This is a genomic window from Acidicapsa acidisoli (assembly GCF_025685625.1).
Classification (GTDB): Bacteria; Acidobacteriota; Terriglobia; order Terriglobales; family Acidobacteriaceae; genus Acidicapsa; species Acidicapsa acidisoli.
Map to the genome: position 1 here is coordinate 1,323,773 of NZ_JAGSYI010000002.1, position 25,649 is coordinate 1,349,421.

20 protein-coding genes and 1 riboswitch are annotated in these 25,649 nt (G+C 58.6%); of the genes, 8 read left to right on the top strand and 12 right to left on the bottom strand.

Features of this window, described 5'->3' with window-relative positions:
* Window positions 1-22 precede the first annotated feature (22 nt).
* From OHL23_RS15465 to OHL23_RS15480, 4 genes are all read left to right on the top strand, one after another.
* Window positions 23-1,021 (top strand): DUF481 domain-containing protein, encoded by a 999-nt coding sequence (locus OHL23_RS15465; RefSeq protein ID WP_263352807.1) that lies wholly within the window; start codon window positions 23-25, stop codon window positions 1,019-1,021.
* A 437-nt stretch (window positions 1,022-1,458) separates the two neighbouring features.
* A complete protein-coding gene (locus OHL23_RS15470; RefSeq protein WP_263352808.1) occupies window positions 1,459-2,427 on the top strand; it encodes a winged helix-turn-helix domain-containing protein in 969 nt (322 codons plus the stop codon).
* A gap of 237 nt (window positions 2,428-2,664) precedes the next feature.
* Window positions 2,665-5,427, top strand: a complete 2,763-nt coding sequence (locus OHL23_RS15475) for a glycoside hydrolase family 3 C-terminal domain-containing protein (protein ID WP_263352809.1) — start codon at window positions 2,665-2,667, stop codon at window positions 5,425-5,427.
* A gap of 268 nt (window positions 5,428-5,695) precedes the next feature.
* Window positions 5,696-6,874, top strand: coding sequence for a hypothetical protein (locus OHL23_RS15480; RefSeq protein ID WP_263352810.1), 1,179 nt, complete (start codon window positions 5,696-5,698; stop codon window positions 6,872-6,874).
* Window positions 6,875-6,964: 90 nt separating this feature from the next.
* Here the strand turns inward: OHL23_RS15480 and OHL23_RS15485 are convergent, their stop codons facing one another.
* Window positions 6,965-8,680 (bottom strand): alkaline phosphatase family protein, encoded by a 1,716-nt coding sequence (locus OHL23_RS15485; protein ID WP_263352811.1) that lies wholly within the window; start codon window positions 8,678-8,680, stop codon window positions 6,965-6,967.
* 231 nt (window positions 8,681-8,911) lie between these two features.
* Here OHL23_RS15485 and OHL23_RS15490 point away from each other — a divergent pair, with 231 nt between their 5' ends.
* Window positions 8,912-10,000 (top strand): LacI family DNA-binding transcriptional regulator, encoded by a 1,089-nt coding sequence (locus OHL23_RS15490; RefSeq protein ID WP_263352812.1) that lies wholly within the window; start codon window positions 8,912-8,914, stop codon window positions 9,998-10,000.
* On the opposite strand, the gene OHL23_RS15495 is transcribed toward OHL23_RS15490, so the two are convergent.
* The 9 genes from OHL23_RS15495 to OHL23_RS15535 all read right to left on the bottom strand — a co-directional run bounded on the left by OHL23_RS15495 (window position 9,997) and on the right by OHL23_RS15535 (window position 20,960).
* Window positions 9,997-10,770, bottom strand: coding sequence for a lysophospholipid acyltransferase family protein (locus OHL23_RS15495; RefSeq protein WP_263352813.1), 774 nt, complete (start codon window positions 10,768-10,770; stop codon window positions 9,997-9,999). The two genes, OHL23_RS15490 and OHL23_RS15495, sit on opposite strands and share 4 nt — an antisense overlap.
* Window positions 10,767-11,708, bottom strand: coding sequence for a GNAT family N-acetyltransferase (locus OHL23_RS15500; protein ID WP_263352814.1), 942 nt, complete (start codon window positions 11,706-11,708; stop codon window positions 10,767-10,769). Before OHL23_RS15500 ends, OHL23_RS15495 begins: the two co-directional genes overlap by 4 nt.
* A 102-nt stretch (window positions 11,709-11,810) precedes the next feature.
* Entirely contained in the window at window positions 11,811-12,329 is a 519-nt protein-coding gene (locus OHL23_RS15505; RefSeq protein ID WP_263352815.1) for a GNAT family N-acetyltransferase, read from the bottom strand.
* A 53-nt stretch (window positions 12,330-12,382) separates the two neighbouring features.
* Window positions 12,383-12,658, bottom strand: coding sequence for a MoaD/ThiS family protein (locus tag OHL23_RS15510; protein WP_263352816.1), 276 nt, complete (start codon window positions 12,656-12,658; stop codon window positions 12,383-12,385).
* Window positions 12,648-13,919: a threonine synthase gene (thrC, locus tag OHL23_RS15515; RefSeq protein WP_263352817.1), complete on the bottom strand. Its 1,272-nt coding sequence runs from the start codon at window positions 13,917-13,919 to the stop codon at window positions 12,648-12,650. Before thrC ends, OHL23_RS15510 begins: the two co-directional genes overlap by 11 nt.
* Before the next feature lie 149 nt (window positions 13,920-14,068).
* Window positions 14,069-14,176, bottom strand: a riboswitch (SAM riboswitch).
* A 136-nt stretch (window positions 14,177-14,312) separates the two neighbouring features.
* On the bottom strand, window positions 14,313-15,449 hold the full coding sequence (locus tag OHL23_RS15520; RefSeq protein WP_263352818.1) for a chitobiase/beta-hexosaminidase C-terminal domain-containing protein: 1,137 nt from the start codon (window positions 15,447-15,449) through the stop codon (window positions 14,313-14,315).
* A 167-nt stretch (window positions 15,450-15,616) separates the two neighbouring features.
* Window positions 15,617-16,666, bottom strand: a complete 1,050-nt coding sequence (locus OHL23_RS15525) for a hypothetical protein (protein ID WP_263352819.1) — start codon at window positions 16,664-16,666, stop codon at window positions 15,617-15,619.
* Window positions 16,667-17,136: 470 nt separating this feature from the next.
* Entirely contained in the window at window positions 17,137-19,848 is a 2,712-nt protein-coding gene (gene metH, locus OHL23_RS15530; RefSeq protein WP_263352820.1) for a methionine synthase, read from the bottom strand.
* Window positions 19,845-20,960 carry a homocysteine S-methyltransferase family protein gene (locus tag OHL23_RS15535; RefSeq protein ID WP_263352821.1) on the bottom strand — a complete coding sequence of 372 codons (1,116 nt, stop codon included), beginning with the start codon at window positions 20,958-20,960 and terminating at the stop codon, window positions 19,845-19,847. Before OHL23_RS15535 ends, metH begins: the two co-directional genes overlap by 4 nt.
* Window positions 20,961-21,896: 936 nt before the next feature.
* Between OHL23_RS15535 and OHL23_RS15540 the strand changes: the two genes are divergently transcribed.
* The gene (locus OHL23_RS15540) at window positions 21,897-22,163 is read left to right on the top strand and encodes a hypothetical protein (protein WP_263352822.1); all 267 of its coding nucleotides are present in this window, start codon (window positions 21,897-21,899) and stop codon (window positions 22,161-22,163) included.
* An 872-nt stretch (window positions 22,164-23,035) separates the two neighbouring features.
* Here OHL23_RS15540 and OHL23_RS15545 read toward each other — a convergent pair.
* Entirely contained in the window at window positions 23,036-23,503 is a 468-nt protein-coding gene (locus OHL23_RS15545) for a NuoI/complex I 23 kDa subunit family protein (RefSeq protein ID WP_263352823.1), read from the bottom strand.
* 37 nt (window positions 23,504-23,540) lie between these two features.
* Between OHL23_RS15545 and OHL23_RS15550 the strand changes: the two genes are divergently transcribed.
* On the top strand, window positions 23,541-24,092 hold the full coding sequence (locus OHL23_RS15550; RefSeq protein WP_263352824.1) for a molybdopterin-binding protein: 552 nt from the start codon (window positions 23,541-23,543) through the stop codon (window positions 24,090-24,092).
* A 4-nt stretch (window positions 24,093-24,096) separates the two neighbouring features.
* Here the strand turns inward: OHL23_RS15550 and OHL23_RS15555 are convergent, their stop codons facing one another.
* Window positions 24,097-24,996, bottom strand: coding sequence for a hypothetical protein (locus tag OHL23_RS15555; RefSeq protein ID WP_263352825.1), 900 nt, complete (start codon window positions 24,994-24,996; stop codon window positions 24,097-24,099).
* Between the two features lie 299 nt (window positions 24,997-25,295).
* Here OHL23_RS15555 and OHL23_RS15560 point away from each other — a divergent pair, with 299 nt between their 5' ends.
* Entirely contained in the window at window positions 25,296-25,640 is a 345-nt protein-coding gene (locus OHL23_RS15560) for a PadR family transcriptional regulator (protein WP_263352826.1), read from the top strand.
* Window positions 25,641-25,649: the final 9 nt, after the last annotated feature.

The window sequence follows — 25,649 nt, forward strand, 5'->3', positions numbered from 1 at the left end:
AACGCTTAAGAACGGAGATCACTTGACCGGCACCGTAACCCAGTTAGCAGGCGGCAAGCTCACCGTCAAGACCTCGTACGCCGGAGATGTGACGATCACCTGGGATGAAGTGACCAGCGTCCAGCTCGACAAGCCGCTGGTGATGCCAGTCGAGACCAAACACGGCAAACAGGTCGAAATCAACAAGGTAGACATTACAGGCATCGAGCGCACGCCCTCGGGCTTTGTCGTCACCACGGCAACCGGAATGCGGCCCGTTCCGCCCTCGGATCTCACCGCGCTCCGCACCGCCGCAGCGCAACAGGCTTATGAAGCCTCTCTGCGGCCCAACTTCCTCCATGGCTGGATAGGCTCCGCCAACCTCAGCCTTGCGGTTACAGGCGGCAACAGCGAAACAACTTCGATTGGCACCGGCGTCAATCTCTCGCGGCCCACAAAAACCGACAAGACAGCTCTCTACTTCAACACCGTCTATACCCATGACAACGTGCAGGGCATCACCATTGCCGACACCACAACCGCCGGGCTACGATACGACCATAACGTCAATCCAAAGCTTTTTGGATTCGGAACGCTGGACTTCGACAGAGACGCGCTACAGGATCTCGACTTGCGCACGGTCGTCGGTGGCGGATTTGGCTGGCACGCTATCGCCAAACCCAACCGGCAGCTGGATGTCCTTGGCGGCGCTGTCTGGACCCACGAGGATTACAACTCCAATCCTCTGATCGCAAGCCCCGCGATACATAACAGCTTCGCCGCGCTGGACTTCGGCCAGCAGTTCACCGAAAAGTTCGGCAAATCGACCGTCTTGACCGAACAAGCCTACTTCTTCCCGGACGTCCAGGACATCAGCCAGTATCGCGCCACGGTAAATGCCGGGTTGAGCACCCGCATCAACGGCTTCCTGAGCTGGCAAACCTCCTACAGCGATGTCTACGTCACCAATCCTCCGCCGGAGACCAAGAGCAACGACGTCATCCTCACCACCGGGATAGGATTCACCTTCACGAAGAAATAACAGCTTCGCGCCCTCGAAGGGCCGCACACGGAATCGTCTCCGCACCGGCCCTTCGCAGCTCCGGACCTTCTCTCTACTCACCCATCCCCGGCTTCTTCCCAAATATCCCTCAGGCAAGCCTCCAGAACTGTTGGGGATGGCGAATCATCTTCCAGTCAAAATGGAGATGGCATCTCGCAAGTATCCATCTTCCGTCGGTATTGTCGGATTTTTGCGTGGACAGCTCTCCATTTTGGGCTATGCTTATCTCCAATTATCCGAGCCGTTTATCCTGCGTCACTGATTTTTTGATTCCAGCTTCTCTGGACTTGCCCTCTCCTTGGTTTCCCACGTGGCTTGCCCTGCGTGGATGAACTCGCGCGCAAATTTGAGGCGCGGATCATCCTATGTCGACCTTGGCCTGTTTTCATGACAAAGGCTTGATTGGGGATCACCGAATGACCGTTCCCAAGCCAGAGATGGCGATCCATCCCGATAGCTTCCGTTACACTTTTGGCTCCTATTGTCTTCTTCCTGACGGAACACTTCTTCGAGGTGCGGAGGAAATCCACCTGCCTCCAAAGGAACTCGCAGTTCTGCGCGTTCTGATCTCGCACCCCGGACAGATCGTGCCTCCGGAAAAGTTGCGTCTCAGCGCCTGGGGCGATACTCATGTCTCAGCCGACAGCCTTCCTCGCTGCGTCTCATCTCTCCGCGCTCATCTGGATTCGGAACTTTGCATTCAGACCATCTACAAGCGAGGCTACCGTTTCACTCTGCCCGTGCATCGAATCGACCCGGCCTCCCATTCGGAACAGTTCCCCGCAAGGAGACACACAGACCGACCGGATTGGCCAGACCGACGAATCGCTCGCCCGACAAGCCTTCCACGGCTTGCAATTTTGCCCTTCACCACGGCAGAGGACGTCCCTGTTTTCCTGGGAACCGGCATTGCCGAAGAGACCATGATCCGGCTCGCTCGCACTCACAGCCCGGAGGTGGAGCTGATGGCGCGCGACTCTGTCTTCCATCTCGCCGCCCGCGGAGCGAGCGCACGGGAGGTCGGTGCGACTCTCGGCGCGGATCTGGTCCTCGCGGGATCGATCACGCCGCTTCCCTTGCACTTCCGCCTGCGCATCGAGATGATCCGCGTCGCCGATGCCATTCAGCTTTGGATTGAGGATTTTCTCGTTCCGCGCACCCTTCTCGCCTGTGCCGACACCCGCACGGCCGGGCGCATCTGCGCCAGAATCCGTGATACATTTGCGACGGCCATCGCTCCCGCAGTCGCGCCTTTTGCCGCCTCGAATGAGGCGACGCCACTATGGAAGCACCTGGGAGCATCGAGCGGCAATACTGCCCATGACTCTTCGAGTTGCTCGTCAACCCGAGTCTGCGGCAGCTCCACAGCGAACCCTGTCTCATAAATGGCCTCATAAACGGCGTCATAAACTCGGCGGCCACATCGCCAAAAGCGCAGGAAATTCCCTAGTAAAGCGATATATCTAGCCAAACGACCCCTCTGGGCTGTAAATTTCTTCGGGATGATCCGCAATCATTTTTTGGCGTCTTAAACCCGATCCGTGATTCCTGTTCCGTGCCGCGAAGCACGCCGGTTTTCGTCCTATCACCCCGTCGCACCAAGCTCGAAGGAGAAACACGCAATGAACCGCCGCCAACTTCCAATCTCCAGACTCCGCACGCATCTGGCCTGCCTTCCATGCCTTCTCGGAACCGCAGTGTTTACGCTTGCACTCTTCCTTGGGACTTCGCCCACATTGCTGCAAGCCCAGCAGCCGGATTATCTGAACACCCAGCTCACCGCGCAGGCACGCGCTCACGATCTCGTCTCACGCATGACGCTGGACGAAAAGGCCTCGCAGCTTGAAGACTGGGCTCCTGCAATCCCACGCCTCGGCATACCCGATTACCAGACTTGGAATGAAGCCCTCCATGGCGTCGCCCGCGCCGGTTACGCGACCGTCTTTCCGCAGGCCATCGGCATGGCGGCTACCTGGGACCCGAAGATCGTTCACTCCATGGGCGACATCGTCTCCACTGAGGCTCGCGCCAAGTACAACCAGGCGCAAAAGGAAGGCAACCACCGCATCTTTTACGGCCTCACCTTCTGGTCGCCCAACATCAACATCTTCCGCGATCCGCGCTGGGGACGCGGGCAGGAGACCTACGGCGAAGACCCATTCCTCACCAGCCGAATGGGCGTAGCCTTCATCACCGGCGTGCAGGGCGACGACCCTGACCATCCGAAAGCCGTGGCCACCAGCAAGCACTTCGCAGTGCACAGCGGCCCTGAATCCACGCGCCACACCGCCGACGTGCATCCCAGCCCGCGCGACCTGGAAGAGACTTATCTGGCCGCATTTCGTGCGACTGTTATCGATGGCCATGTTAAGTCCGTCATGTGCGCCTACAACGCCATCGACACCTACGCCGCCTGCGCCAACAAGAATCTCCTCGTGGATCACCTGCGCAAGGCTTGGGGCTTCAAAGGCTTCGTCGTTTCCGACTGCGCCGCCATCATGGACGTGACCAACGGCCACCACAACGCGCCGGACATCACCCACGCCGCCGCCATCTCGCTCGAAGCCGGAACGGACCTTTCGTGCAGCATCTGGGCTCCGGGCTTCGACACCCTTGGCGACGCCGTCCGCCAGAAGCTCGTCTCTGAAGACCTGGTTACGCAAGCCACCGAACGTCTCTACACCGCCCGCATCCAGCTCGGACTCTTCGACCCACAAGGCGCAAACCCGCTCGACAAGGTGCCATTCAGCGCCAACGACTCCGCCGCGAACCGCGCGGTTTCCCTCAAAGCCGCCGAAGAAGCGATGGTTCTGCTGAAAAACGACGGCACGCTGCCCCTGAAAGCAGCACCCGCCAGCATCGCCGTCGTCGGTCCTGAAGCCGACCTGATCTTTGCTCTCGAAGGCAACTACAACGGCATCCCGCATCACCCGGTCGAACCCGTAGACGGCATCGCCGCGCAGTTCAGCGGCTCGCAGATCCATTACGCGCAAGGCTCAACGCTCGCCGAGGGCGCCAAAGTCCCGGTTCCGCGCACCGCATTCGGCACCGGCCTCAAGACTGAATTCTTCGCCACGCCCGACTGGACCGGCCGCCCGGTCGCAACCATGACCGATCACGACATTCAGGCCGAATGGGGCGATTCGCTTCCCGTTCCCGAGCTGCATACACACACCTACTCCGTCCGCTGGAGCGGCAAGCTTTCTGTCCCAGCCGCCGGACACTACACCTTCTCCGTCGAACCAGCCGACGCCTTCCCGTATTCGCCCAAAGACAGCTTCCGCCTGACCCTCGACGGCAAAGTCCTCGCTGAAGGCGAACTGCGCAAGGCGCTGGATCTTTCCGCAATGGGCAACTTCAAATCCGCGCCGGGAGCAAGCCCGAGCGCGCCACCGATTATGAACGGGGGAACGCCGGTCGTCGTCTCCGTGGACTTCACCGACACCAACCCGCACGACTTCCAGCTCGAATACAGCCACTCACGCGATCAGTCCGGCGGCGGACTGTACCTCAAGTGGGCAGCGCCCGCGCAGGCCCAGCTCGACGAAGCCGTCGCCGCAGCGAAACAATCCGATGTCGTCGTAGCCTTTGTCGGCCTTTCGCCGCAACTTGAGGGCGAAGAGATGCCCATCAAGATCGACGGCTTTGCCGGAGGCGACCGCACCAAGATCAATCTGCCCGCCGCCCAGCAAAATCTGCTCGAAGCCATCGCCGCAACCGGCAAACCCGTCGTGGTGGTGCTGATGAGCGGCAGCGCCGTCGCCCTGCCCTGGGCGCAGGAGCACGCCGCAGCGATTCTCGAAGCCTGGTATCCCGGCGTCGAAGGCGGGACGGCAATCGCACGCACTCTGGCTGGTCTCAACAATCCAGCCGGACGCCTGCCCGTCACTTTCTACAACTCCGTCGACGACCTGCCCGCCTTCACCGAATACAGCATGAAGGGTCGCACCTATCGTTACTACACCGGCAAACCGGAATGGGGCTTCGGCTACGGCCTCAGCTACTCCAACTTCACCTACAGCCCGGTTACGCTGTCCTCAAGCAAACTGCAGGCTGGCGAACCACTAACTGCCACTGTCAGCGTCACCAACTCCAGCGCCCTCGCAGGAGACGAAGTCGTCGAGGCTTACCTGAAAACTCCAGAGAACGGCGGTCCAATCCACTCGCTTGAGGGCTTCGAGCGCGTTCATCTGCAAGCCGGAGAAACCCGCGACGTAACGCTCCACTTCGATCCCCGCGCGCTCTCCAGCGTGGACGAAAAAGGAGAGCGCAGCATCCTTCCCGGCAAGTATGAGCTGACTCTCGCAGGAGCCCAGCCCGGCGAAGCCAAAGCAAAGTCCGAAACCACCTTCACCATCACCGGAACCCAGCCGCTGCCACGCTAGCAGTTACGCGGCAGAACATACTAGATAAGACAGCCCCCGATCTCCTTGTCCGAGATCGGGGGCTGCCTCTCATATGTATAAATTTGAACTACTTACCTCGTCACATTGTCGTTTCGCCTGGCTCCGATTCGCGAATTTGTACAACCGCGCGATACCTCCAGGCATCGATTTAAGTAGAGCGGGGTTGCATTCAGAGACGCATGTCTCTCTTGAAGATGGTTCCGAGAGCTGCGCACGACAGCCCCCTTTCCTGAATTGAGGAGACCTGATGCTGCCTTCGAATCCAGCCACAAAAAAACGAGCCTTGAAACAAGCCTCGAACAGTCGAGCCTCGAAAAACCTGCTCCGAGCCATCATCTTCGTCCTTCTGCTATCTTCCATGCCGCGCCTGTATGCCCAGGCCGCGCTTCTGCTGGAGCAGCCATATGGAGTTTTCGGCACGCTCAATCCTACCGGCCACACCGCGATCTATCTGGAGCGCGTATGCGCGGATACGCCGGTTCATCTGCGAATGTGCAACGACGGCGAGACTGGCGTGGTAATCAGCCGTTACCACGGCATGGGCGGATACGACTGGGTGGCGATTCCCCTGATCCCGTATCTATACGCCGTGGACGATCCTGCAAAAGTGCCAACAAAGGTCGACCCGGAAATCGTCCGGCGCTTCAGAGATCACTATCGCGAAGCTCTGCTTGGCACATTCGGCGACGCTCTGCCGAAAGGCAACGCGTTCCGCGACGGCTGGGTGCAGTTGGTAGGCACGGCTTATGACCGCCGCACCTATGCCTTTCGCTTTGCGACTACACCGGAGCAGGACCGTCAACTCGTCGCTCGCGTCAATGCGCTCTCCAATGTTTCGCACTTCAACCTCGAATACAACAATTGCGCCGACTTCGATCGGTTCATTTTGAACAATTACTTCCCACATCAATTCAAGCGCACCATTTTTCCGGATGTTGGCATGACCACTCCGAAACACATCGCATACTCCCTGGTGAAGTACAGCAAGCGCCATCCCGAGACTCAGCTCACCATCCTGGAAATTCCCCAGGTTCCCGGTAACCGGCATGAAAGCCGCTCCATTCGCGGCGTGGATGAGTCCTTGGTCACGGATGGATATGTGATCCCGATTGCGGTCCTCAATCCCTACATAGGTGGAGGCTTGCTGGCCGACTACCTCGTAAAAGGCCGATACAATCTCGTCCCGAAGAATCCCGCTACGGTCGGTCCGGAGCATCTTGACGCGCTCACACAACCTTCCGATCCGGCCTCGACACCTGCATCGACCCCAGCTTCGTCTGAAACTGGTTCGCAGGAAGAGAATCCACCTGACTCCGTGCAGCCAGCGGCTAGCGTACCGAACGAGGATGCCTCTGCTCCGGCGCATTCAACCCGTCCGGCGCAGGCTCCATCCACGCCTGCGTCGCCTACAAAAGTTCAGCCCTGAGCCCAAAACCGCCGTGGCCGGAAACGGAAGGTTTCCAGCCACGCGATCCCACACCCTTTAGCCCTGCTAAGGACTACTTTTCAAGCTGCACTACTTTTCGAGTTCCTCCAGGACATCAGGCAGAATTTGCGTGCCCTCGGCTCTCACCGCATCCAGTTCGTTCGGATCCAGCCCCAGCGCCTTCAGGATCGTCGGCGCAACCTGGGTGGTCGCGGTCTCGGCCGATACCGTCTTTGCCCGGAAGTGTGGATTGGCAACCAGAAGCATGACATTGGTATCGTCATGCGCGAATCCGCCGTGGTCGCCGATCATCGCGGTGCTGCCCGAGTACGTGATTCCCAGATTCGGCGTTACGATGATGTCCGGGCTTCGCGGGTCTTGGCCAGGCTCGAGACCGCCGATGTGATAGTTCGGCGCCAGGGTCGGCCCATACAAAATCTCCCCCAGTCCGAGCGCTGTTGCGTTGGCTTCGAGCAAATCCACGGCTGCGGTGACGCTTTCGCCCTTTTTCAGCCACAGGACGGATACATCGTCTTCTGTTGCGCCGATGCCGGTTGGGTTGAGCGGCGACTCCGAGAAGGGAATGGCAGTGCCCAGCAGCGTTGCCGGTGTATTGGCTCCGTCGGCCACGTACCGCGTGGGGTCGATGGGCGACTCGCCATGCTTTGCCGTAACGATAACCAGCGTCTCGTCGTAGATGCCCCGGTCCTTGAGCGCGTTGACGATGTCGCCGATCGAGGCGTCTACAAACTCGATCTCGCTCAGCAACTCTTCGCTGGGCACGGCCGCCGCGTTCTTATATCCACCCGCGCCGACGCCCGGCTCATTTAACGATTGCCCATAGTAGACCGACTGGAAGTTCATGCCGAAGACGGCTGGCGTAACCGACGGCGCTCCGGTGTGCGTCTTGCCTTCGATCTCATTCAACAGCGCTTTCACGCGCAGCGCGTCATAACATTGCACGTTCAGGAAACTGCTCGTCCATCCGGACAGAGCTGACGTATCCCGAACCGTGGCGCAGGAAACGCCCAGCGCGGTCTTGACGCCGGGCAGCGGAACCACGTTCGACGCCACTTCGGGCACATACAGGTCGTCCACATTTTTGCCGTCGCCGGGCCCGTTCACGAACGCGTACGACGGACGCTTGTCGATCCACGCCGTGTACCCGCCTGCCTTGTGGACCACGCCAAAGATCGTGTTGGTCCGGATGAACTGCCAGGGCCACACTGGCAAGCAGCCTGTCTGCGGGTCTCGCACCAGCCTCTTGTAGTCAATGGAAGCAGCCGTGCCGTCGGTCAGGCTAGCGCCCGGCGCGCCGCCGTTCAACTTGGTCGCGTCGATATCGATGCCCTGGGTGTTGTCGGTCGTCGTCCCGGTGGGTATCCCGTAAGGCGTGCATGGACCTGCCGCCAGTCCGCTGGCCGTCGCTACTGCCGGCGCGTCGAGCGAGCGGTCATAAGCCACGTCGTAGTAGATGCCGGTTGTCTTGGGAGTTCCGCCGGTAATCAGCGCGGTCAATCCTGGGAAGGAGTCGGAGGGCTTCGACGACGTAGCACCCACATAGCTGATTCCTCGGCGACCAAGCTCCGCCAGATTGGGGCAGTACGGATCGCCGCCGTTCGCACCCGCGATACCGTGAGTGCAGTTATAGAAATCCACCTCGTGCATGCCGTCAATGCTGAGCAGCACCACATGCTTGATATTGCGTGAACCAATTCTGCCCTTTTCTTCCGCCATTCCCCATATAGACGAGGTCAACGTGACCGCCGCCACAACACCAGCCAGTACAAGCGTTTTTGCTCTCATATCAGTCCCCCGCGCGAGCTTAGCTGCGAGGACATTACTTTGGCGTCTCTTCTTTGTGAAAACTGGGTAAATCCTCGCCTGCAACTCGCGCAAGCTTCGTAAAATCAGAAACCGCTTCATTGGAGCCATGCGGAATCTACTAGAATCCTCCCGAGCTTCGCGCGGTACTCCCAATATTCCAAAGGAGTTTTCTTTTTTTGCACAGGAAAGAAAACAAAGTAACATGAATTCGTGAGCCGAAAAGGAAGCCGCACCACCGTTTCCAGCAAACCAGACATCCGAACCGTGGCCGCGCTCGCCAAGGTTTCGATCGCCACGGTCTCCCGCACCATCAACTCCTCTCCGGCTGTCAGCCAGAAGCTCTCCCAGCGAGTCTGGCAGGCCATCGAGGAGCTGAACTACTTCCCTAACACCCACGCACGGAGCCTGGTCTCAGGCCGCAGCCGCATCCTGGGCATTATTGTCGAAAACATTACCAATCCGTTCTTCCCGGAACTGATCTCCAGTTTCGAAGAAATCGCCGTCGCCCACGGCTACGAAATTCTGGTCAGCTCCACTAACATCAACAGCGCCAGCCAGCTCACAAGCTGCGTCCGCCGCATGCTGGAGCGCAAAGTCGAAGGCGTCGCCGTACTCACTTTCGGCAGCGAAGAGTCGGTCCTCGACCAGCTCTCGATCCACAACATGCCCATTGTCCTCGCCGAGTTCCACTTGGACGACCCCAAAGTCAGCACCATCCTGCTCGACTACTCGGCAGGCATTCATGCCGCAGTGGCTCACCTGGTTCAGCTCGGCCACACCCGCATCGGCTTCCTTGCTGGGCCGCATACGCTGCACTCCGCGATCACACGCCTCGAAGCCTTCCAGCAGACCATGCGGGAAGCTAATCTCAAGGTCCATAAGAGCTGGATCATCGAGTGCGACCATACGCTCAAAGGGGGCGTCGCCGGTTTCGGCAAACTGATGGCGCTCCACAGCCGTCCAACTGCCCTCATCTGCTCCAACGACATGACAGCCATCGGCGTCCTGCGCGCTGTCTACATGGCAGGCCTGCGCGTGCCGGAAGATCTTTCGGTGATCGGCCTAGACGACATCGACTTTGCCGAATTCACGCTGCCTCCGCTCACCACCATCCGCCTCTCGCGGCAGGAGCTGGCCAAAGCCGCATTCGACGCCTTGCGTCTGCAAGCTGAAAATGCAGCCAACTCCGCCAACGGTTCGGTGATCCAGCGCGAGTTCCTGGTTTCGACCAGCCTCGTCGTTCGCGGTTCGACGGCCCCGCCTGCTGCGGAAAACTCCAAAACACCCGCCAAGAACTAAACACAGGGAAGTTCAGTCGGGGACTTTTCCTCGCTGCGCATTGCCTCGACCGCATTATGGCTTCGCCATGCCGCCGCGCCCCGATCCGGAAAGATCTCCGGCGCGCCAAACCGGATTACCGCCATAAAATCATCCACTTCCAGCACGCGCAGCAGATGAGGAAGAAACGATTCGTCCCCAAACCAGCAGAGATCGCGCTCCGTTCCCGCGCCGCTCCGCTCGTAGAAGATCGCAGCGGGCGTCACCCGCACCCGACCCTCCACTGCCGGGGCAAACAGCGTTGAGTGAAATCGGATTACCTCGCTCCCATCCGTGCTCGTTCCCTCCGGAAACAGCACCACCGGCACACACTCGGCCAGCCGAAGCACCATCTCGTCCGCCGCGTCCCACGCGCTGGCCCGGCTGCTGCGATCGACAAAAATCGCCCCGCCCATCTTCGACAGCGGTCCAAAAAACGGCCAGCTGCCGATCTCTTCCTTGGCTACAAAGGCGCACGGGAGCGCGACGCTCGCAATCACAATATCCAGATAGCTCAGGTGGTTGGCAACGATGAGCGTGCTTCCGGCGGCCATATCGCCCTCCACCCGATAATGAATTCCCATCGCCGCCAGCACCAGGCGACCACAGAAATGCATCCACTCCGCGCGTTGTTGCGCAGTCACCCGCCTGCCCCGAAGGAAGGCAACGAGGCTCGTACCCTGAAACCGCAGGGCACAGAAGAGAAGAGATGCGACCAGTAGAAAGCCGCGCCGGGCGGCCCGCCAGCTCACTCCGCTAGCGGCGCCAGGAACCGGTTCCGCGCAGACGACGAAATCGTGCGCAGATCCAACAATGTCAGGAAGTCGATGGTCCCAAACTCCCGATCCCAGGCGGGCGCACTGCAGATGCGCGCCCCGATAGCAAGATAGGTCTTCAAAAGCTTCGGGACCTTGGCTGGCTCGGACGCTGGCGTCAGATCTGATTCTTTCGCAGAACCAGACTCCGAATCTTCATGCTCGCCCGGGCAGATAAATCCCTCGGCGGGCAGCGTCTGCAACTCTGCTGCCGCGCGGTAGTTGGTCAACTGGCGATACATCTGCCAGCCCTCGCGCGGGTCCACCGAGTTCAAAGACGAGCATCCGATCAGATAGCGCAACTGCATGTCCGTAGCATACTGCGCAATACCGCGCCACAGAAGCGTTAATACTTCCGGCGTCCGGTGTTCGCGATCAATCGACGCCCGCCCCAGTTCCAGAATCTCCCCGCGCATCGCCTCATACGGCGCAAACCCGAACTCCTGCTGCGAGTAATAGCCGAGATTCTGCTCCGCCGTAATGCCCGACTGCATGCGGTAGGTGCCGACGATCCTGCGGTCGACTTTGTCCTCGACCAGGAGATGTTCACAAAAAAGGTCAAACTGGTCCGTGTCCAGCCCAGTTTCATACGAGGCGTCGAGTCCCTTGCCCAGTTCGATATTGAAGACCTTGAAGCGCAACCGACATGCCGCGTCCCGATCCTCTATCGACTGCGCCAGACGCAGCCTGTACCGTCCCACCTCGGCATGAACACGAGGAAACGCGGGACAGGGCGGAGCGAGCAGTGGAACCGAGAATTCCGGCGCGGACGCGATACCAACTCCGGAAGTGGCACCGGAGACGGAAACCTCCCACAGGGGCGAAGCAGAAGCCGCCAGCCCGGAAGGATCTTTCAACCCTGTCTGAGTGTTCACGGCAACAGTATGGCCCGGATATTGCGAAAGGATGGTGAACGCAGTGCGAACACAATGCAAATTCTGACCAAAGATGTAAGCAGAAGCAACACAGCTCCAGCGCTATTCCATGCTTTTCCGATAAACGATAAACCCGGAAAGGTCAGCCACCCGATCATAGAGTTTTCTGGCAGTGCTATTGGTTTCGTGAGTCAGCCAGTACACCCTCGTCGAACCGGCAAGTTTTGCCTGCCCATAGACCGCATGGATCAGTTTTTGACCAACTCCCTTGCCTCGCAGCGACGGGACAGTGAAAAGATCGTGCAGATAACACGTCGGAGCGATCGAAAGCGTGGTGCGATGAAAAAGATAATGAACAAGACCGACCAGCTTGTCTTCTTGTTCCGCCACAAGTGCATGAACCGGCTCATAGGCGTCGAAAAAACGCGCCCATGTCATCTGCGTGATTTCTTCCGGCAGAGCCGTCGAACCCGAGCGGCCATAAAACTCGTTATAGCCCTCCCAGAGAGCACGCCACTGAGAATAATCCGTGCGAAGAACGGCGCGGATCGTTACATCTTCTGCCACTTGCTCTCCAAAGATGACCAATTTAACCACGCAACGTTTCGGATTCAAACCCAAAGGAAAAGCCGAACCGCATTCAGCGATTCGGCCTCATCCCTCATCAATCCAACTCAACCACCGGCGATCGAAGGAATCACCAGCACCTCATCCCCGTCCTGAAAGGCGTACTTCTCATTGCCCAGGAAGCGAATGTCTTCTTCATTCACATAGAAGTTAATGAACTTGCGCACCTGTCCGTCTTCGCCGCGCAAATGCTGGCGCAGCGCCGGAAAACGCCCTTCCAGATCCTTGACGAGTTCCGGCAGATTGGCAGCAGCCGTATCGATCTCCCGCACGTTGTTGGTGTGCTTCTGAAATGCATTGGGCAACAAAACCTTAACCGACATACACCGCTCCCGCCAAGCCAGCCGCCCGGCCTTCCTGTTCTTCTAAATAGGCCGCAAAGTCCGACATGCGCGGACGAACCGCAGCATCCTGTGCATATGCTCCCTGCAATACATCGGTCGTCTTCAGCCCGTTGCCGGTGATGCAGCTCACTGTCAGCTCATCGGGCTTGATGCGCCCATGCGCATAGAGCCGCGCTGTGACCGCCGTCGTCACGCCGCCTGCAGTCTCCGTAAACACGCCCTCGGTCTCGGCCAGTTCCTGGATCGCCGAGACAATCTCCACATCCGAAACATCCTCGGCCCAGCCGCCAGAATCCCGAATCACGCGAATCGCATATGGCCCATCCGCCGGGTTGCCGATCGCCAGCGAGCGAGCAATCGTATTCGGCCTCTGCGGCTCGATGTTGTCTGCGCCGCCTTTTACCGCCGTCGAAATCGGCGAGCATCCGGTCGCCTGAGCGCCGAAGAACTTCACCGGCTTGTCTTCGACCAGCCCAAGAGTGACGAGTTCCTTGAAAGCCTTGCGAATCTTGGTAATCAGCGACCCGCCCGCCATGGGAACAACGACGTTATCCGGCAACCGCCAGCCAAGCTGCTCGGCAATCTCGAACCCAACCGACTTCGAGCCCTCGGCGTAATACGGTCGCAGATTCACGTTGACAAAGCCCCAGTTGTACTTCTCCGCGATCTGCGAACAGAGCCGGTTGCAATGGTCATAATTGCCATCAATCCGGATTAAAGTAGCGCCATAGACCTGGGTATTCAAGATCTTCGCCGGTTCCAGATCGGAAGGCACGAGGATGTACGTCTTCAACCCCAACCGCGCCGCGCCGGCAGCGACCGCGTTGGCCAGGTTGCCCGTCGAAGAGCAGCCGACCGTATCGAATCCAAAGGCCTGCGCATTGGCCAGCGCCACGGCCACCACGCGATCCTTGAAGCTCAGGGTCGGCAGGCAGACAGCGTCATTCTTGATGTAGAGATTCGTTGCCCCGATCCGCTTCGCGAGCCTTGGAGCGGCCATCAGCGGAGTCATGCCCGCAGGCGTGGTTGGAATATAAGTATCAGAAACCGGCAGCAGCGCCCGATAGCGCCACATATTCAACGGACCGGCGGCAATCGCATCGCGCGTGAACCGGCTGCGCGCGTAATCCAGGTCAAAATCGACTTCCAGTGGAGAAAAACACTCATCGCAGATAGAGAGCGGCTGATTCCCGTAGCTCTTGCCGCACTCCCGACATCGCAGTTCGTAGGCCGTAGTCAAAGTTCCCTCGCGTATGCGAGAGCGGTTGGAAACGAGTACAGCGACTCTTCCACGACTAACGGCGACGTTTCACGGCTCTTGGCCTGAGCGAACCTGAGAGGGTGCAGTTGCGAAAATGCCTTTGACCCGAAGGCCAGTCCATTTTCCGAATCTCATGTCCCCCGTTACCGGGCGAGAGTTGACACCGTGATCCAGAATTGCTCCGGCCGGTTGTCGTGGCGTCGCAGGGCTCGTCCCTCAACCACTCTTCATGAAATCCAGGTTCATTCCCGATAGGAACGAACCAGAATATGTATATGGTATAGCAGAGCTTGCGCCGCAACGCAACTCGCCTTGCAGCGAATGGTGCCCACAGCTTCTTCAACTGCCTGAATCAGGAATCAAAACTGCAGATCAGTTCGTGTAGAACCGCACATAATCCACCAGCAGCGAAGCAGGAAAAGTAGTCGAAGCATTTGGATTTTTCGGCCAGTCTCCACCCACGGCCAGATTCACAAGCAGGAAGGCGCTATCGCCCGAATCAAACGGCCAAACTGCCCCGCTCAAGCGACTCAAACTCGCTGGATTCGTGTAGGTCACATACGGGCTGGCCGGATCATCGATGTAATACGCCACTGAACCGGGCTTCCAGATCATGCCGTATGTGTGCCAGCCCGCCGCCGTCTGTCCCGCCGGAAAGTGATACAACGTGCCAAGTCCCACATCCCCGGTAAAGCCTGTCCCGTGCACGGAGCCCTCGTTCCAATCCGGCGTCAACGCAGCGTTGACCCGCTCCATGATGTCCATCTCGCCGCAGGCAGGCCAGTCCACCGTGGCGATGTTATTGCCAAGCGTCCAGAACGCCGGCCAGTATCCCTGCCCCTCGGGGACCCAGATCTTCGCTTCCAGCCGCCCATACTGCAGGCTGAACAATCCCTGCGTCTTCATCCGCGCCGAAGTGAAAACACCCGGCGCAGGCTGCCGCGCCACAACATGCAGATATCCGTCCGTGCCCACGTACGCGTTCGGATTCGCCGGATCACAGGGCGCAGCGGTCGAGCCCCATGCACAGTAGTTCTCCAACTCGTGGTTGCCGAATCCGCTGTTCCCTGTGTCATACGTCCAGACCGCCGGGTCCGGCTGCTGATTCGAGCCCGTTGCATTCGTGAACTCATCGCTCCACACCAGTGTTCCCGAAGCAATGTCAGGCGCAAAAACCTTCGTCGCGACCGCGCTGGGCTTGTCTCCCGTAAGCGTCGCATAGGCGTTGAGCGTCAGATTCGAAGCCACCAGAAACGGAGCCTCGTATACCGTAGAAGACGGAGTTGGCGCGCCGCCATCCACCGTGTAATGGATCGTCGCACCCGGCGTAGTACTGGCCAGGGAAACGATCTGCGCGCCCGCCTGCGCGGCCTTCGTCGTAATCGCCGGAGTCGCTACCTGAGCCTGCGCCGGAGTTACCGGCCCGGTCGAGTTCGAACCATCCAAACCACCCGATCCGCTTCCGCCTGCCCAAATCAATGCAGTCAGGAAAAGAGAAAGTCCACCCAAAAATCCGCCCAAGAGACCACCCGATCGTTCGCCCGTACCCATGCACAAGCGTTAGTATGCACCGAAAGGACTCTCGCGGCGCACCCTCAGCCCTTGTAGCATCGGCCAGCGACGCCAGTCAAACGATTGATCTAAATCTACCCAGACCAGCCCTGATCTGTCCGGACCTACCCGGCCAATGAGGAATCTCCCTCAGTCTCAGGGAAATACTGCCGAAAGGCCAGTTGCACCCGTTCACTCTTCGACCGAGCGACTGCCTGCTCCACCCGCGCCCGCACAGTTGGCGAAGTATGCACCCGGCTGATCGCCTCCAGCGCCGAAGCAGCCTGCCGAACATCCTTTTCAATGACGCCGAGCAGGAAATCCATCGCTTCCGGCAGGCGGGTCAGCACAATTGCCTGATCCAGAACCGATCCAAACCACGTGTCCGCTCCCATGCGCCGACGATCGATCAGCGCTGTCAAAGCCGCCGATTCGTGAGTCTCCGCCAAGGCGTACGCCGCTTCTGCTGCCGCTTCTTCCGCGTCGTCAAGGAAGTCCGCAACCAGTGAGATCGTGCCCAGTTTGTCGTTGTGTTCCATGCCCAGCAACGCCGAAAAACATGCCCCTAACACTTCCGGTTCTTCCTTGCGCATCAGAACCCTAAGTTTCAGGAGCAGCGCGGCAGTCGACCCGCCAACCTGCCCTATGGCGCGTGCAGCTTCCATACGGACGGTCTTGTCCTGATCGAGCAAAGGCTCCAGCAGAATATTCAACAAGGCAATTTCGCTCAGATCATGGCACCCTACGAGCGCCTGTGCGCAGGTTGAGCGCAGCGCGCCAGCCGTATCGGAGTGGCCACCCCAGACCGGCTCCTCCTGCGTGTGCCGCAACCCTTGTAAATACACCGTTGCATCGCAACACTTCAACTTGACCAGCGCCTTGACGAGCGCATTCTTTGCCCAGCACTGAGGATCGCTTTTCACCGCGTCGGAAAAGAAGCGCTCGAAGGCCGACAGCACATCCGGCAGTAAATCCACCAGTTCGTGATCGGCGACGATCTTGGCCGCCTTCGCTACAAGGTAGTTATTCTCACTTGTGAGGGCATGTTTAACTCTTGCGACTCCCTCTCGATCCGGAACCCGCCCGCTCATCGCTTCGAGCTGGGCGAGCTCGCGCTCAAATGACCGGTTGACAGGCATGCGAGCCCCGGTGCGGCTGATTGCTGCCTTTAGCATGATCGATCTTTACCCCTTTTCTTCCGAACACCCTATCCCCGGCTCCGGAACTTCACGCCCCGAGTACTTTGCCTGCAAATGAATCACTTATATTGCGTTCTTACTTCTTACTCTGTTCCGGTCCGAAGGATAACTCTCCGGTCAATCCGGCCAATCGCGCGCCCAATTTACCTCTCGGCTCCAGCATACTGAGCTTGATTTTCCAAATCGGTACACTCCGGATATCAAAAGAGTAACCCTAACCAGGGTACTTATGGTGAAAAAGATTAGTTACCCCGTCCGAATCGTTTTCTCAATTCCCAAAAGTAACCGCGCCCATTTGTGAACTTACTCGGACTATGCCGTCACCGCCCCGACGAAGAGCCCATGCAATCAATGGCATCAAGTGCAATCCACGCCTCAAAGAGCTTCTGCGTGTTTCGATGCATATTTGGGGGCTGGACGTCTAGCCAATAGATAACGTACTTAGGTTAAACTCCGGGGTCGTAGTTCAGGTTGGGTCCGAGCCATCGTTCGACTTCCGCCACGGTCATTCCCTTGCGCTGGTGATAGTCGGCCACCTGGTCCCGATCTATCTTGCCAAGCGAGAAATATCGCGACTCCCGATGCGCGAAATAGAGTCCGCTGACGCTCGAACCGGGCCACATCGCGAAGGACTCCGTAATCAGCATCCCGGTCTTCGCCTCGACGTCGAGTAACTTCCAGAGCGTCCCCTTCTCGGTGTGGTCCGGGCATGCCGGATAGCCTGCGGCCGGTCTGATGCCCCGATACTTCTCCTGAATCAGCTCCGCAGGGCTAAGGTTCTCTTCGCGGCCGTAACCCCATTCATCCCGCACCCGCTTGTGCAGACATTCGGCAAAGGCTTCCGCCAGACGGTCGGCGATGGCTTCCGCCATGATCGCGTTGTAGTCGTCGTTCTCGGCTTTGAATCGGTCGCACAACTCCTTGAGTCCGATGCCGCTTGTAACTGCGAACGCTCCAATGTGATCGGGTAGATCGGTCTCCCTGGGCGCGATGAAGTCGGCCAGCGAACGGCAGGGCTCACCACCTTCTCGATCGTTCTGCTGGCGCAGAAAGTGAAATCGCGTCAACGTCTTTGTGCGGGTGCCATCGGTGTAGACTTCCACATCGTCGCCAACTGCACTCGCCGGAAAGAGGCCATAGACGCCGCGCGCCACGATCAACTGCTCCTTCACGATGCGATCCAGGAGCGCGTTGCCTTCGGTGAAGATCTGTCGCGCCTGCGCGCCTTGCTCCTCGTGGTCGAGAATGCGCGGGTAAACGCCCTTCAGCCCCCAGGTGTGGAAGAACGGCGTCCAGTCGATGTATTCGCGCAGCGTTGCCAGAGGAAAGTTGTCGAGCACGCGCACACCGGTAAACTCAGGCACGGGGAGGTCTTCCACGCGCCACTCGATTGGCGTCCTGCGTGCTCGCGCGGTCTCAAGGGAGACGAGCTTCGGGCGCGGCGAGGCGTGAGCCTTGCGCAGCGCTTCGTAGCCTGCACGATGCTCCGCTACGAACGCGGCCTTGCCATCCTCGCTCAGTAAGCTGGTCGTCACCGGCACCGCACGGCTGGCATCCAGCACATGGATCACCGGTTCGCTGTAGTGTGGCGCAATCTTCACGGCGGTGTGCGCCCGGCTGGTTGTCGCGCCGCCGATGAGCAGCGGCAACTTGAATCCCTGGCGCTCCATCTCCTTGGCCACATGCACCATCTCGTCCAGAGATGGCGTAATCAGCCCGCTCAGGCCGATCAGGTCCGCTTTCTCGGCTTTAGCGCGTTCCAATATCTTCTCGCATGGGACCATCACCCCCATGTCGATGACCTCATAGTTATTGCATGCCAGCACGACGCCAACGATGTTCTTGCCGATGTCATGCACATCGCCCTTTACCGTCGCCAGCACAATCTTTCCCTGCGCCTTAACCACGTGACCAGCCGCTTCCATCTCCAGCTTTTCGGCCTCCATGAACGGCGTCAGGTATGCCACGGCCTTCTTCATCACGCGCGCGGATTTGACCACCTGCGGCAGGAACATCTTTCCCGCTCCGAAGAGATCCCCCACCACGCTCATGCCGTCCATCAGCGGGCCTTCAATCACCAGCAGCGGGCGGCCCAGCTTGGCGCGTGCTTCCTCAGTGTCGATCTCGATGTACGCGTCGATCCCCTTGACCAGCGCATGCGAAAGACGCTCCTCCACCGTGCCGCCGCGCCATTCTTCGGCCTTCTTTTCACTCGCAACAGCGCCGACGTGCTTCAATGATTCGCCGAACTCTACCAGCCGCTCCGTCGCGTCAGGACGGCGGTTCAGCAGCACGTCTTCGACCAGCACCTTCAGTTCAGGCTCGATCTCCTCATACACTTCGAGCATCCCGGCATTCACGATGCCCATATCCATGCCGGCCGCGATGGCATGATACAGAAACGCGGAGTGCATCGCCTCGCGGACCTTGTTATTCCCGCGAAAGCTGAACGAGATATTCGAGACGCCACCCGAAACCTTCGCATGGGGCAGATTCGCCTTGATCCAGCGAGTAGCGTTGATAAAGTCGACCGCGTAGTTGTTGTGCTCCTCCATACCGGTGGCAACGGTGAGGATATTCGGATCGAAGATGATGTCTTCCGGCGGAAATCCAACCTCAAGCAGAATTTCGTAGGCTCGTTTGCAGATGCGGATCTTGTCCTCGTACGTCGCCGCCTGGCCCTGCTCGTCGAAGGCCATCACCACCGCCGCCGCGCCATACTTCAGCACCGTCGCGGCATTGTGGCGAAACTTCTCCTCGCCTTCCTTGAGAGAGATCGAGTTTACGATGCCTTTACCTTGCAGACACTTGAGCCCTGCCTTGATGACCTCCCACTTCGAAGAATCCACCATGAAGGGAACTTTGGCGACCTCAGGCTCGCTGGCCAGCAACTGCAAGAAGCGCGTCATCGCGGTAACGCCGTCGATCATGCCCTCATCCATGCAGATGTCGAGAACATTCGCCCCATTCTCGACCTGCTGCCGGGCAACGCTGACCGCTTCTTCGTACTTGCCCTCTTTGATGAGTCGCGCAAACTTCGGCGAACCGGCCACATTGGTCCGCTCGCCGATCATGATGTAGACACCGGCCTGTTGCGTGAATGGCTGCGATCCCGACAAACGGAGCGGCTTCGGTACTGAGACTACGGCTCCGTTCAAGCGGCAACCTCATTCCGGCTCAACTGCCGCGGAGGCTGGCCCTCAAGCGCCCTGGCGATAGCCGCGATATGCTCAGGCGTGTTGCCGCAGCAGCCGCCGGCGATATTGATCAGCCCTCCCCGCGCAAACTCTCCGAGATAACGAGCCATGTCCTTCGGCCCAAGATCGAACCCAGTCTCCGATAGCGGATTCGGCAGACCGGCATTCGGGTAGCACGAAATCGCCACATCCGCCTTCTCCGAAAGCTCCTCCAGAAACGGATACATCAGATCCGGCCCAAGCGAGCAGTTGAGTCCCACCGAGAGCGGCTTCACATGCTGCACCGCGTTCCAGAAGGCCTCCGTGGTCTGCGCCGAGATCAGCGTCTCGCCGCCGCGCCCCACCGCCGCCGAAATCATCACCGGCAGATCCCTGCCGTTCGCCGCGTGACCATCCTCATCGAACACCTCGCGGATAGCCACAAGCGCCGCCTTGGCATTCAGCGAGTCGAAGATCGTCTCCACCAGCAGCAGGTCGACGCCACCGGCAATAAGCGCCCGCACCTGCTGAGCGTAGGCAGTCTTCACCTGATCGAAGGTCACCACCCGGAAGCCTGCATCTTCAGCATCCGGCGAATTCGAGAGGGACACAGTCATTGGCCCAATCGCCCCAGCCACGAACCGTTGCACCCCGGTCGCGCTCCCGACACGATCCGCCCACTCCCGGCACTGCCGCGCCGACTGCTCATTGATCTCCCAGGCCAGATCGTCGAGAAACCGATCCTCGATGATCTTCTGGTAGAACGCAGGGTCTTTCCGGCCGCCATGCTCGCGCGGATCGTCCACAAAGAATTCGCTCTGGGTAATGCTTGTCGCGCCAAAGGTATTCGTCTCGATAATGTCCGCCCCAGCCTCCAGAAACCGGCGATGGATGTCGCAGATCATCGCCGGCTGCGTCAGCGAGAATAGGTCGCCGTTGTTCTTGAGATCCTTGGTCGAGTCCTTGAAACGCTCTCCCCGGATATCCGATTCCGTCATGCCATAGGTGCGGATCGTCGTGCCCATCGCACCATCAATGATGGCGATACGGCTCTCCATGATTTTCTGAAGCGGATGTTTATGCACTGTTTTCATATTCTTCCTGATGACTCTTCCCTTTGACAGGTCGCAAGCAACGCTAATCGACCCGATTTCGCGTCTTCCTGACCGGCAAAAAAGTAAGTGGCTAACCTTCCAGAATATACGGCTCGTCAATTTCCCTGTACACGAGGTCACTGCGACACGGGGTCAAGGTTGCAATTTCCGCTCGAATAATATAACTGTTATATCAATGCGGTTCGACTTCGACCCGACAAAGAGCCAGAAGTTAAGGTCAAATCCACAGCGCGGGATTGGCTTCGAAGAAGCGCAGGAGGTCTTCGTGCGTCCGTACTATCAGGATCAGCGGTCGGACGATCCGAGTCGCCGCAGTGCAAAATGCAGTGACATACCGTTCATTTCGTGCTTATCTACTTGGGCAGGAGGTAAAGAGAAGATGCGAAAACCCAATCATCGTATGGCAAGGACCGCAGCTCAGATGCTGCGTAGAGGGACATCAAAATGCCAAAGGCTTGCTGGTCGAGTTCTAGGTGAGCGTCGCACACGGCGTAGCTGAGTTCAACAAGCCAGCATTTGGACTGAAAAATACGAGAGGGAAAAACGTGGCTTGTGGATGCGGAGAGCGATTTCAGCGAGTATTCCCGGCAGTGAACAACTTTTCAGTGTATTTCGACGCAAGGCGCACAACCTTCCCCACGAGTTGGCGGTCGGACGAGTTAGCTGTGTGCCTCTCTTGCGGTGAAATTGTCGCTCATGTGCCAGACGCAGAATTGGAAGAACTCCGCCGTGATGCCGCTGGAGCCCGGTGAATAAGAGCGTCGGCCTTTCTAGACCGAGGCTTCGCATACCGCGCTATCGGATGGGTAGGACAGCGCTCGTGTTCGTTGGTTTTCGAAGTACGCGGGGACGGTGAAGGCGAGTTTTAGCACCTGGTAACGCTTTGGAAATCAACTCGGGAAGAACAGGAACTTTATGTCGAAAACACTTGATTCCCCAAAAACGATGACTGCCGACGAGATCGCGGAGACGGCTGATAGAGGAGAGGACATCTCTCGCTTCTTCAAGGAACCAGGAAGGACGATGTCGCCAATTCAGCGCGTCAATGTGGACTTTGCCTTGCCCATGCTTCAGGAGTTAGATCAGCAGGCGCAGGAGTTGAACATCAGCCGGCAGGCGGTTATCAAATCGCTGCTGCGGCAGGCGCTGGATCAGCACTATTTGGCGCGCAAGGCAGGGTAAGTCAATCTCTACTGAGAGGAAGGCAATAATTACGTTGACTAACCCAACTTTGGCCGCTTGAAGACTGTGTGGAGTATCAGTGGATTGACTGGATTTTCCGCTGATTCCTCCGTCCACGCACTAGGAAGAAATCCAACCAACTCCCAGCCCTGTTCACCCACCCCATTCAAATATGCATGGATGATTTCGATTGCATCTGGAGGACGGGCAGCGCTTTGCGTCTCCCACGTTGGCCTAATGGTCCTTATTTCGTAAACCCATTCGGTCATCTGATTCCCCAAGAGTTGCTGCGCTTCCCGATGGAGCGCACATTAGTCATAATGAAGAAATCCCGCTGGGGGCGGGGTCCTCTATTCGCTGCTAAGATACCACAAATTCAATCCAACGTGTTAACCGTAGACCTTCGTTGGGAAACTGAATGGTTTAGTCCAGCGTTATACCTGTCGATGCGCGCATTTCTAAGAGCACAGAGTAAAGCAATGACATCGTTATAGCGATGTTTATGGTCATGCTCCACACCAGGCAGCCGGTGCGGAGGGTGCTTACCATCAAGGCAATCTTCGCCTGAAGGTCCCAAAGCGGCGCTCCTTTTCAATTCATCAGCCGCCCACGGAAGATCGTTTGCTAAATTAATGGCTCGCTGCCGAAGACTGGTTAATTCGTCCTCTGCCTTTTGGAGTTCTTCATCGGGATTCGTCATGCACAGGCTTATACAGCCGCGCCTACCTAATGTCCAGCGATTCTGTGGCACCTTTTCCTTCAATCGAACCGGCGTGGTGCGCTAAATATATTTATGCTGACTCAATCGCTGATGCTTGGGCGAGTCAACGTAATTATTGCCGGGAGGAACGCAAGGATTAAACGAGCTAGGGCTACTTCGCCGTCAGCGCCGCCACCGGCACCAGCATTTCTTCCTTGCGCATCACCAGGTTGGTCGCGTTCAGGCTGGCCAGTTCAAAGCCGTGTCCATGCGTAATCGCATCCGTCGGGCAGGCCTCCACGCAGTAGCCGCAGAAGATGCACCGGTTGTAGTCGATATTGTAGGTCTTCGCGTAGCGCTCGCTGGACGAGATGCGCACTTCCTTCGTATTGTCCGCTGCCTCGATAAAGATGCAGTTCGAAGGGCACGCCGCCGCGCACAGGAAGCAGGCCACGCACTTTTCCAGGCCATTTTCATCCCGCTGCAACTCATGGGCGCCGCGGAAGCGCTGCTCGAACTTCGCTCCACGCAAGGGTCCTGGCCCGTCTGGATAATTCTCTACCTGCGTCGGCTCCAGCATCTCCTTGAAGGTGATGCTCATACCCTTGGCAATAGCTCCGATGTTGCGCACAATCGACATACGCCCAGTATACGATGGAACCCGAGAGGGATTCATTATGCGCAAGTTGATTTGGACCTCGGCTCTTTTCCCGGCTTTGGCCGTTCTGGCAATTCTGAGCCCGTCAGATTTACGCAGCCAGGCACCCGCACAGCCCGCGGGCGAAATGAAGATGGACGCGCACTCCACCCCATCCACCTCACTCAAGATCACCTACGCTGGAAAATCCGAAGATTTCACTCCCGCGACCCTCGCCGCGCTGCCCCACACCACCATCACCGTCTACAACGAGCACGCCAAAGCCTCCCAGACGTACTCCGGCGTGCCGCTGAGCACACTGCTCGCCCGTCTCGGCGTCCCCGAAAAGCCCCGCGGCAAAGACTTCCGCCTCTACCTGCTCGCCGAGGGCACCGACGGCTATGGCGTGGTCTATTCCGTGGGCGAAGTTACACCGGACGTCCATGACGGCACTACCCTGGTCGCCGATACGCTGGATGGCAAACCCCTCGCCGACAACGGCCAGTTTCAGTTAGTGACCACCGGCGAAAAGCGCCCCGCGCGCTGGGTCCGCAACCTAGCTTCGATTCACGTACTCACCGCGCAGGAATAAGCAACTACTTCTTCGCCGGAGGCGGCAAAGACTGCCCACGGTTATTCGCCGGAGGAGTCGTCGTCGGCCGCCGCACCGGCCTCGTCTTCGCAGTCATCCCGATCAGCTCCCGGCAAATCGCCGAATCCTGCCCCCGCGCCAGCTCCGCCAACGCCGGATCAGCCTGTCCGGGATTCGCCTTGCACAATCGCTGCTCCATCTCCTCGGCATGGGGCGAACTCAGCCGCTGCGTCTGCTCCAGCCCGCTCCCGACGTCCACGCTGTACTCAAAGACATAATCCTCCGCCGGCTTGGTCTTCCCGTAGTCGTAATGGTTCCAGGTGGCCAGCACATCCCGCCCCGGGGGCTCCGTCAGCAGTCCGTACACCTGCGTCCGGACCACGCCGTCCACTGTTCCGCCGCTCCAGAGCGCCGCCGCCTGGTCGCCTCGCAGCCAGCGCGCCCGCCACGCATGATCCACGTAGTTGTAATACAGCGTCGTGAAAAAGGTTGAAGGCGCATCGCATCCCCAGCAGTCGTCATACACCAGCCCCAATTCGGGCACCAACTGGCTCGCGCCGCCAAAAGTCGTCCAGTTCAAAATTCGCGGATTGACCCCATGCAGCAGTGGCTGCACCGCATGTTTCGACAGCGCAATGCTCCAGACCGTAAACGTGTCGCCCGGCGGAGCCGACTGTGGCGTCGCCCGCAGCGAAGTCACCACCACCGCCGAATCCCACTGCACGCCAATCTCGCGGATCGCCGTCCACTTCTCCGCCGTCAGCTCCCGCGTCACCCACTGCACCATTGGAGCATCCTTGGAATCGTGAAAATCTACCCAGTGAAAAGCCTCTGCCCCGGTCTGCGCCATAACCGGACCGGCTGCAAATGCCAGAGCGCCAAATACAACCGCAGGCCATCGCAAAGGTCTCCAGGAAGCTGAGAGGCGCGCAATGAAATATCGAGGGAATGTCATCGGCCTCTGCTGACTTGCGGATCGAGAGGCTCTACGCAGGAATTGGCGCAACCGAAACAATCGCATGAGTCTAGTATGCCCTGCCGCACGGCGTAGACACTACGCCAGGCCTTATCAAACCAGTATCGTCCCAGTATCCTCCGTACCGCTTCCAGCCGCCTCGCAAGCCAGTCTTCAAAACAAAATGCACGCAGCTTTCTGAATTTCTTTGACAGTTTTACCCAGGCTGGAGTACTTTCCCCCATAAGATGCTTAGGGAAGAACAAACCGACTCCGGCGACCTGATCCAGGGCACCCTCGAAATGCTTGTCCTCAAAGCGCTGACACGCGGCCCGCTGCACGGCTACGCGGTCGCTGAGTGGATTCACCAGACCTCGCAGCAGCTTCTTAAAGTCGAAGAAGGCGCGCTCTATCCCGCGCTGCATCGGCTTGAACTACGCGGCCTGCTCAAAGCTGAATGGGGAGCATCCGAGAACAATCGCCGCGCCAAGTTCTACCAGCTTACCGCCGAAGGCAAGAAGAAACTGAATGCCGAATCGCAACGTTGGGCGCGGCTTTCCGCAGCAGTAGCTTTTGTGATGCAAGCGTCTTAGTTACATTGC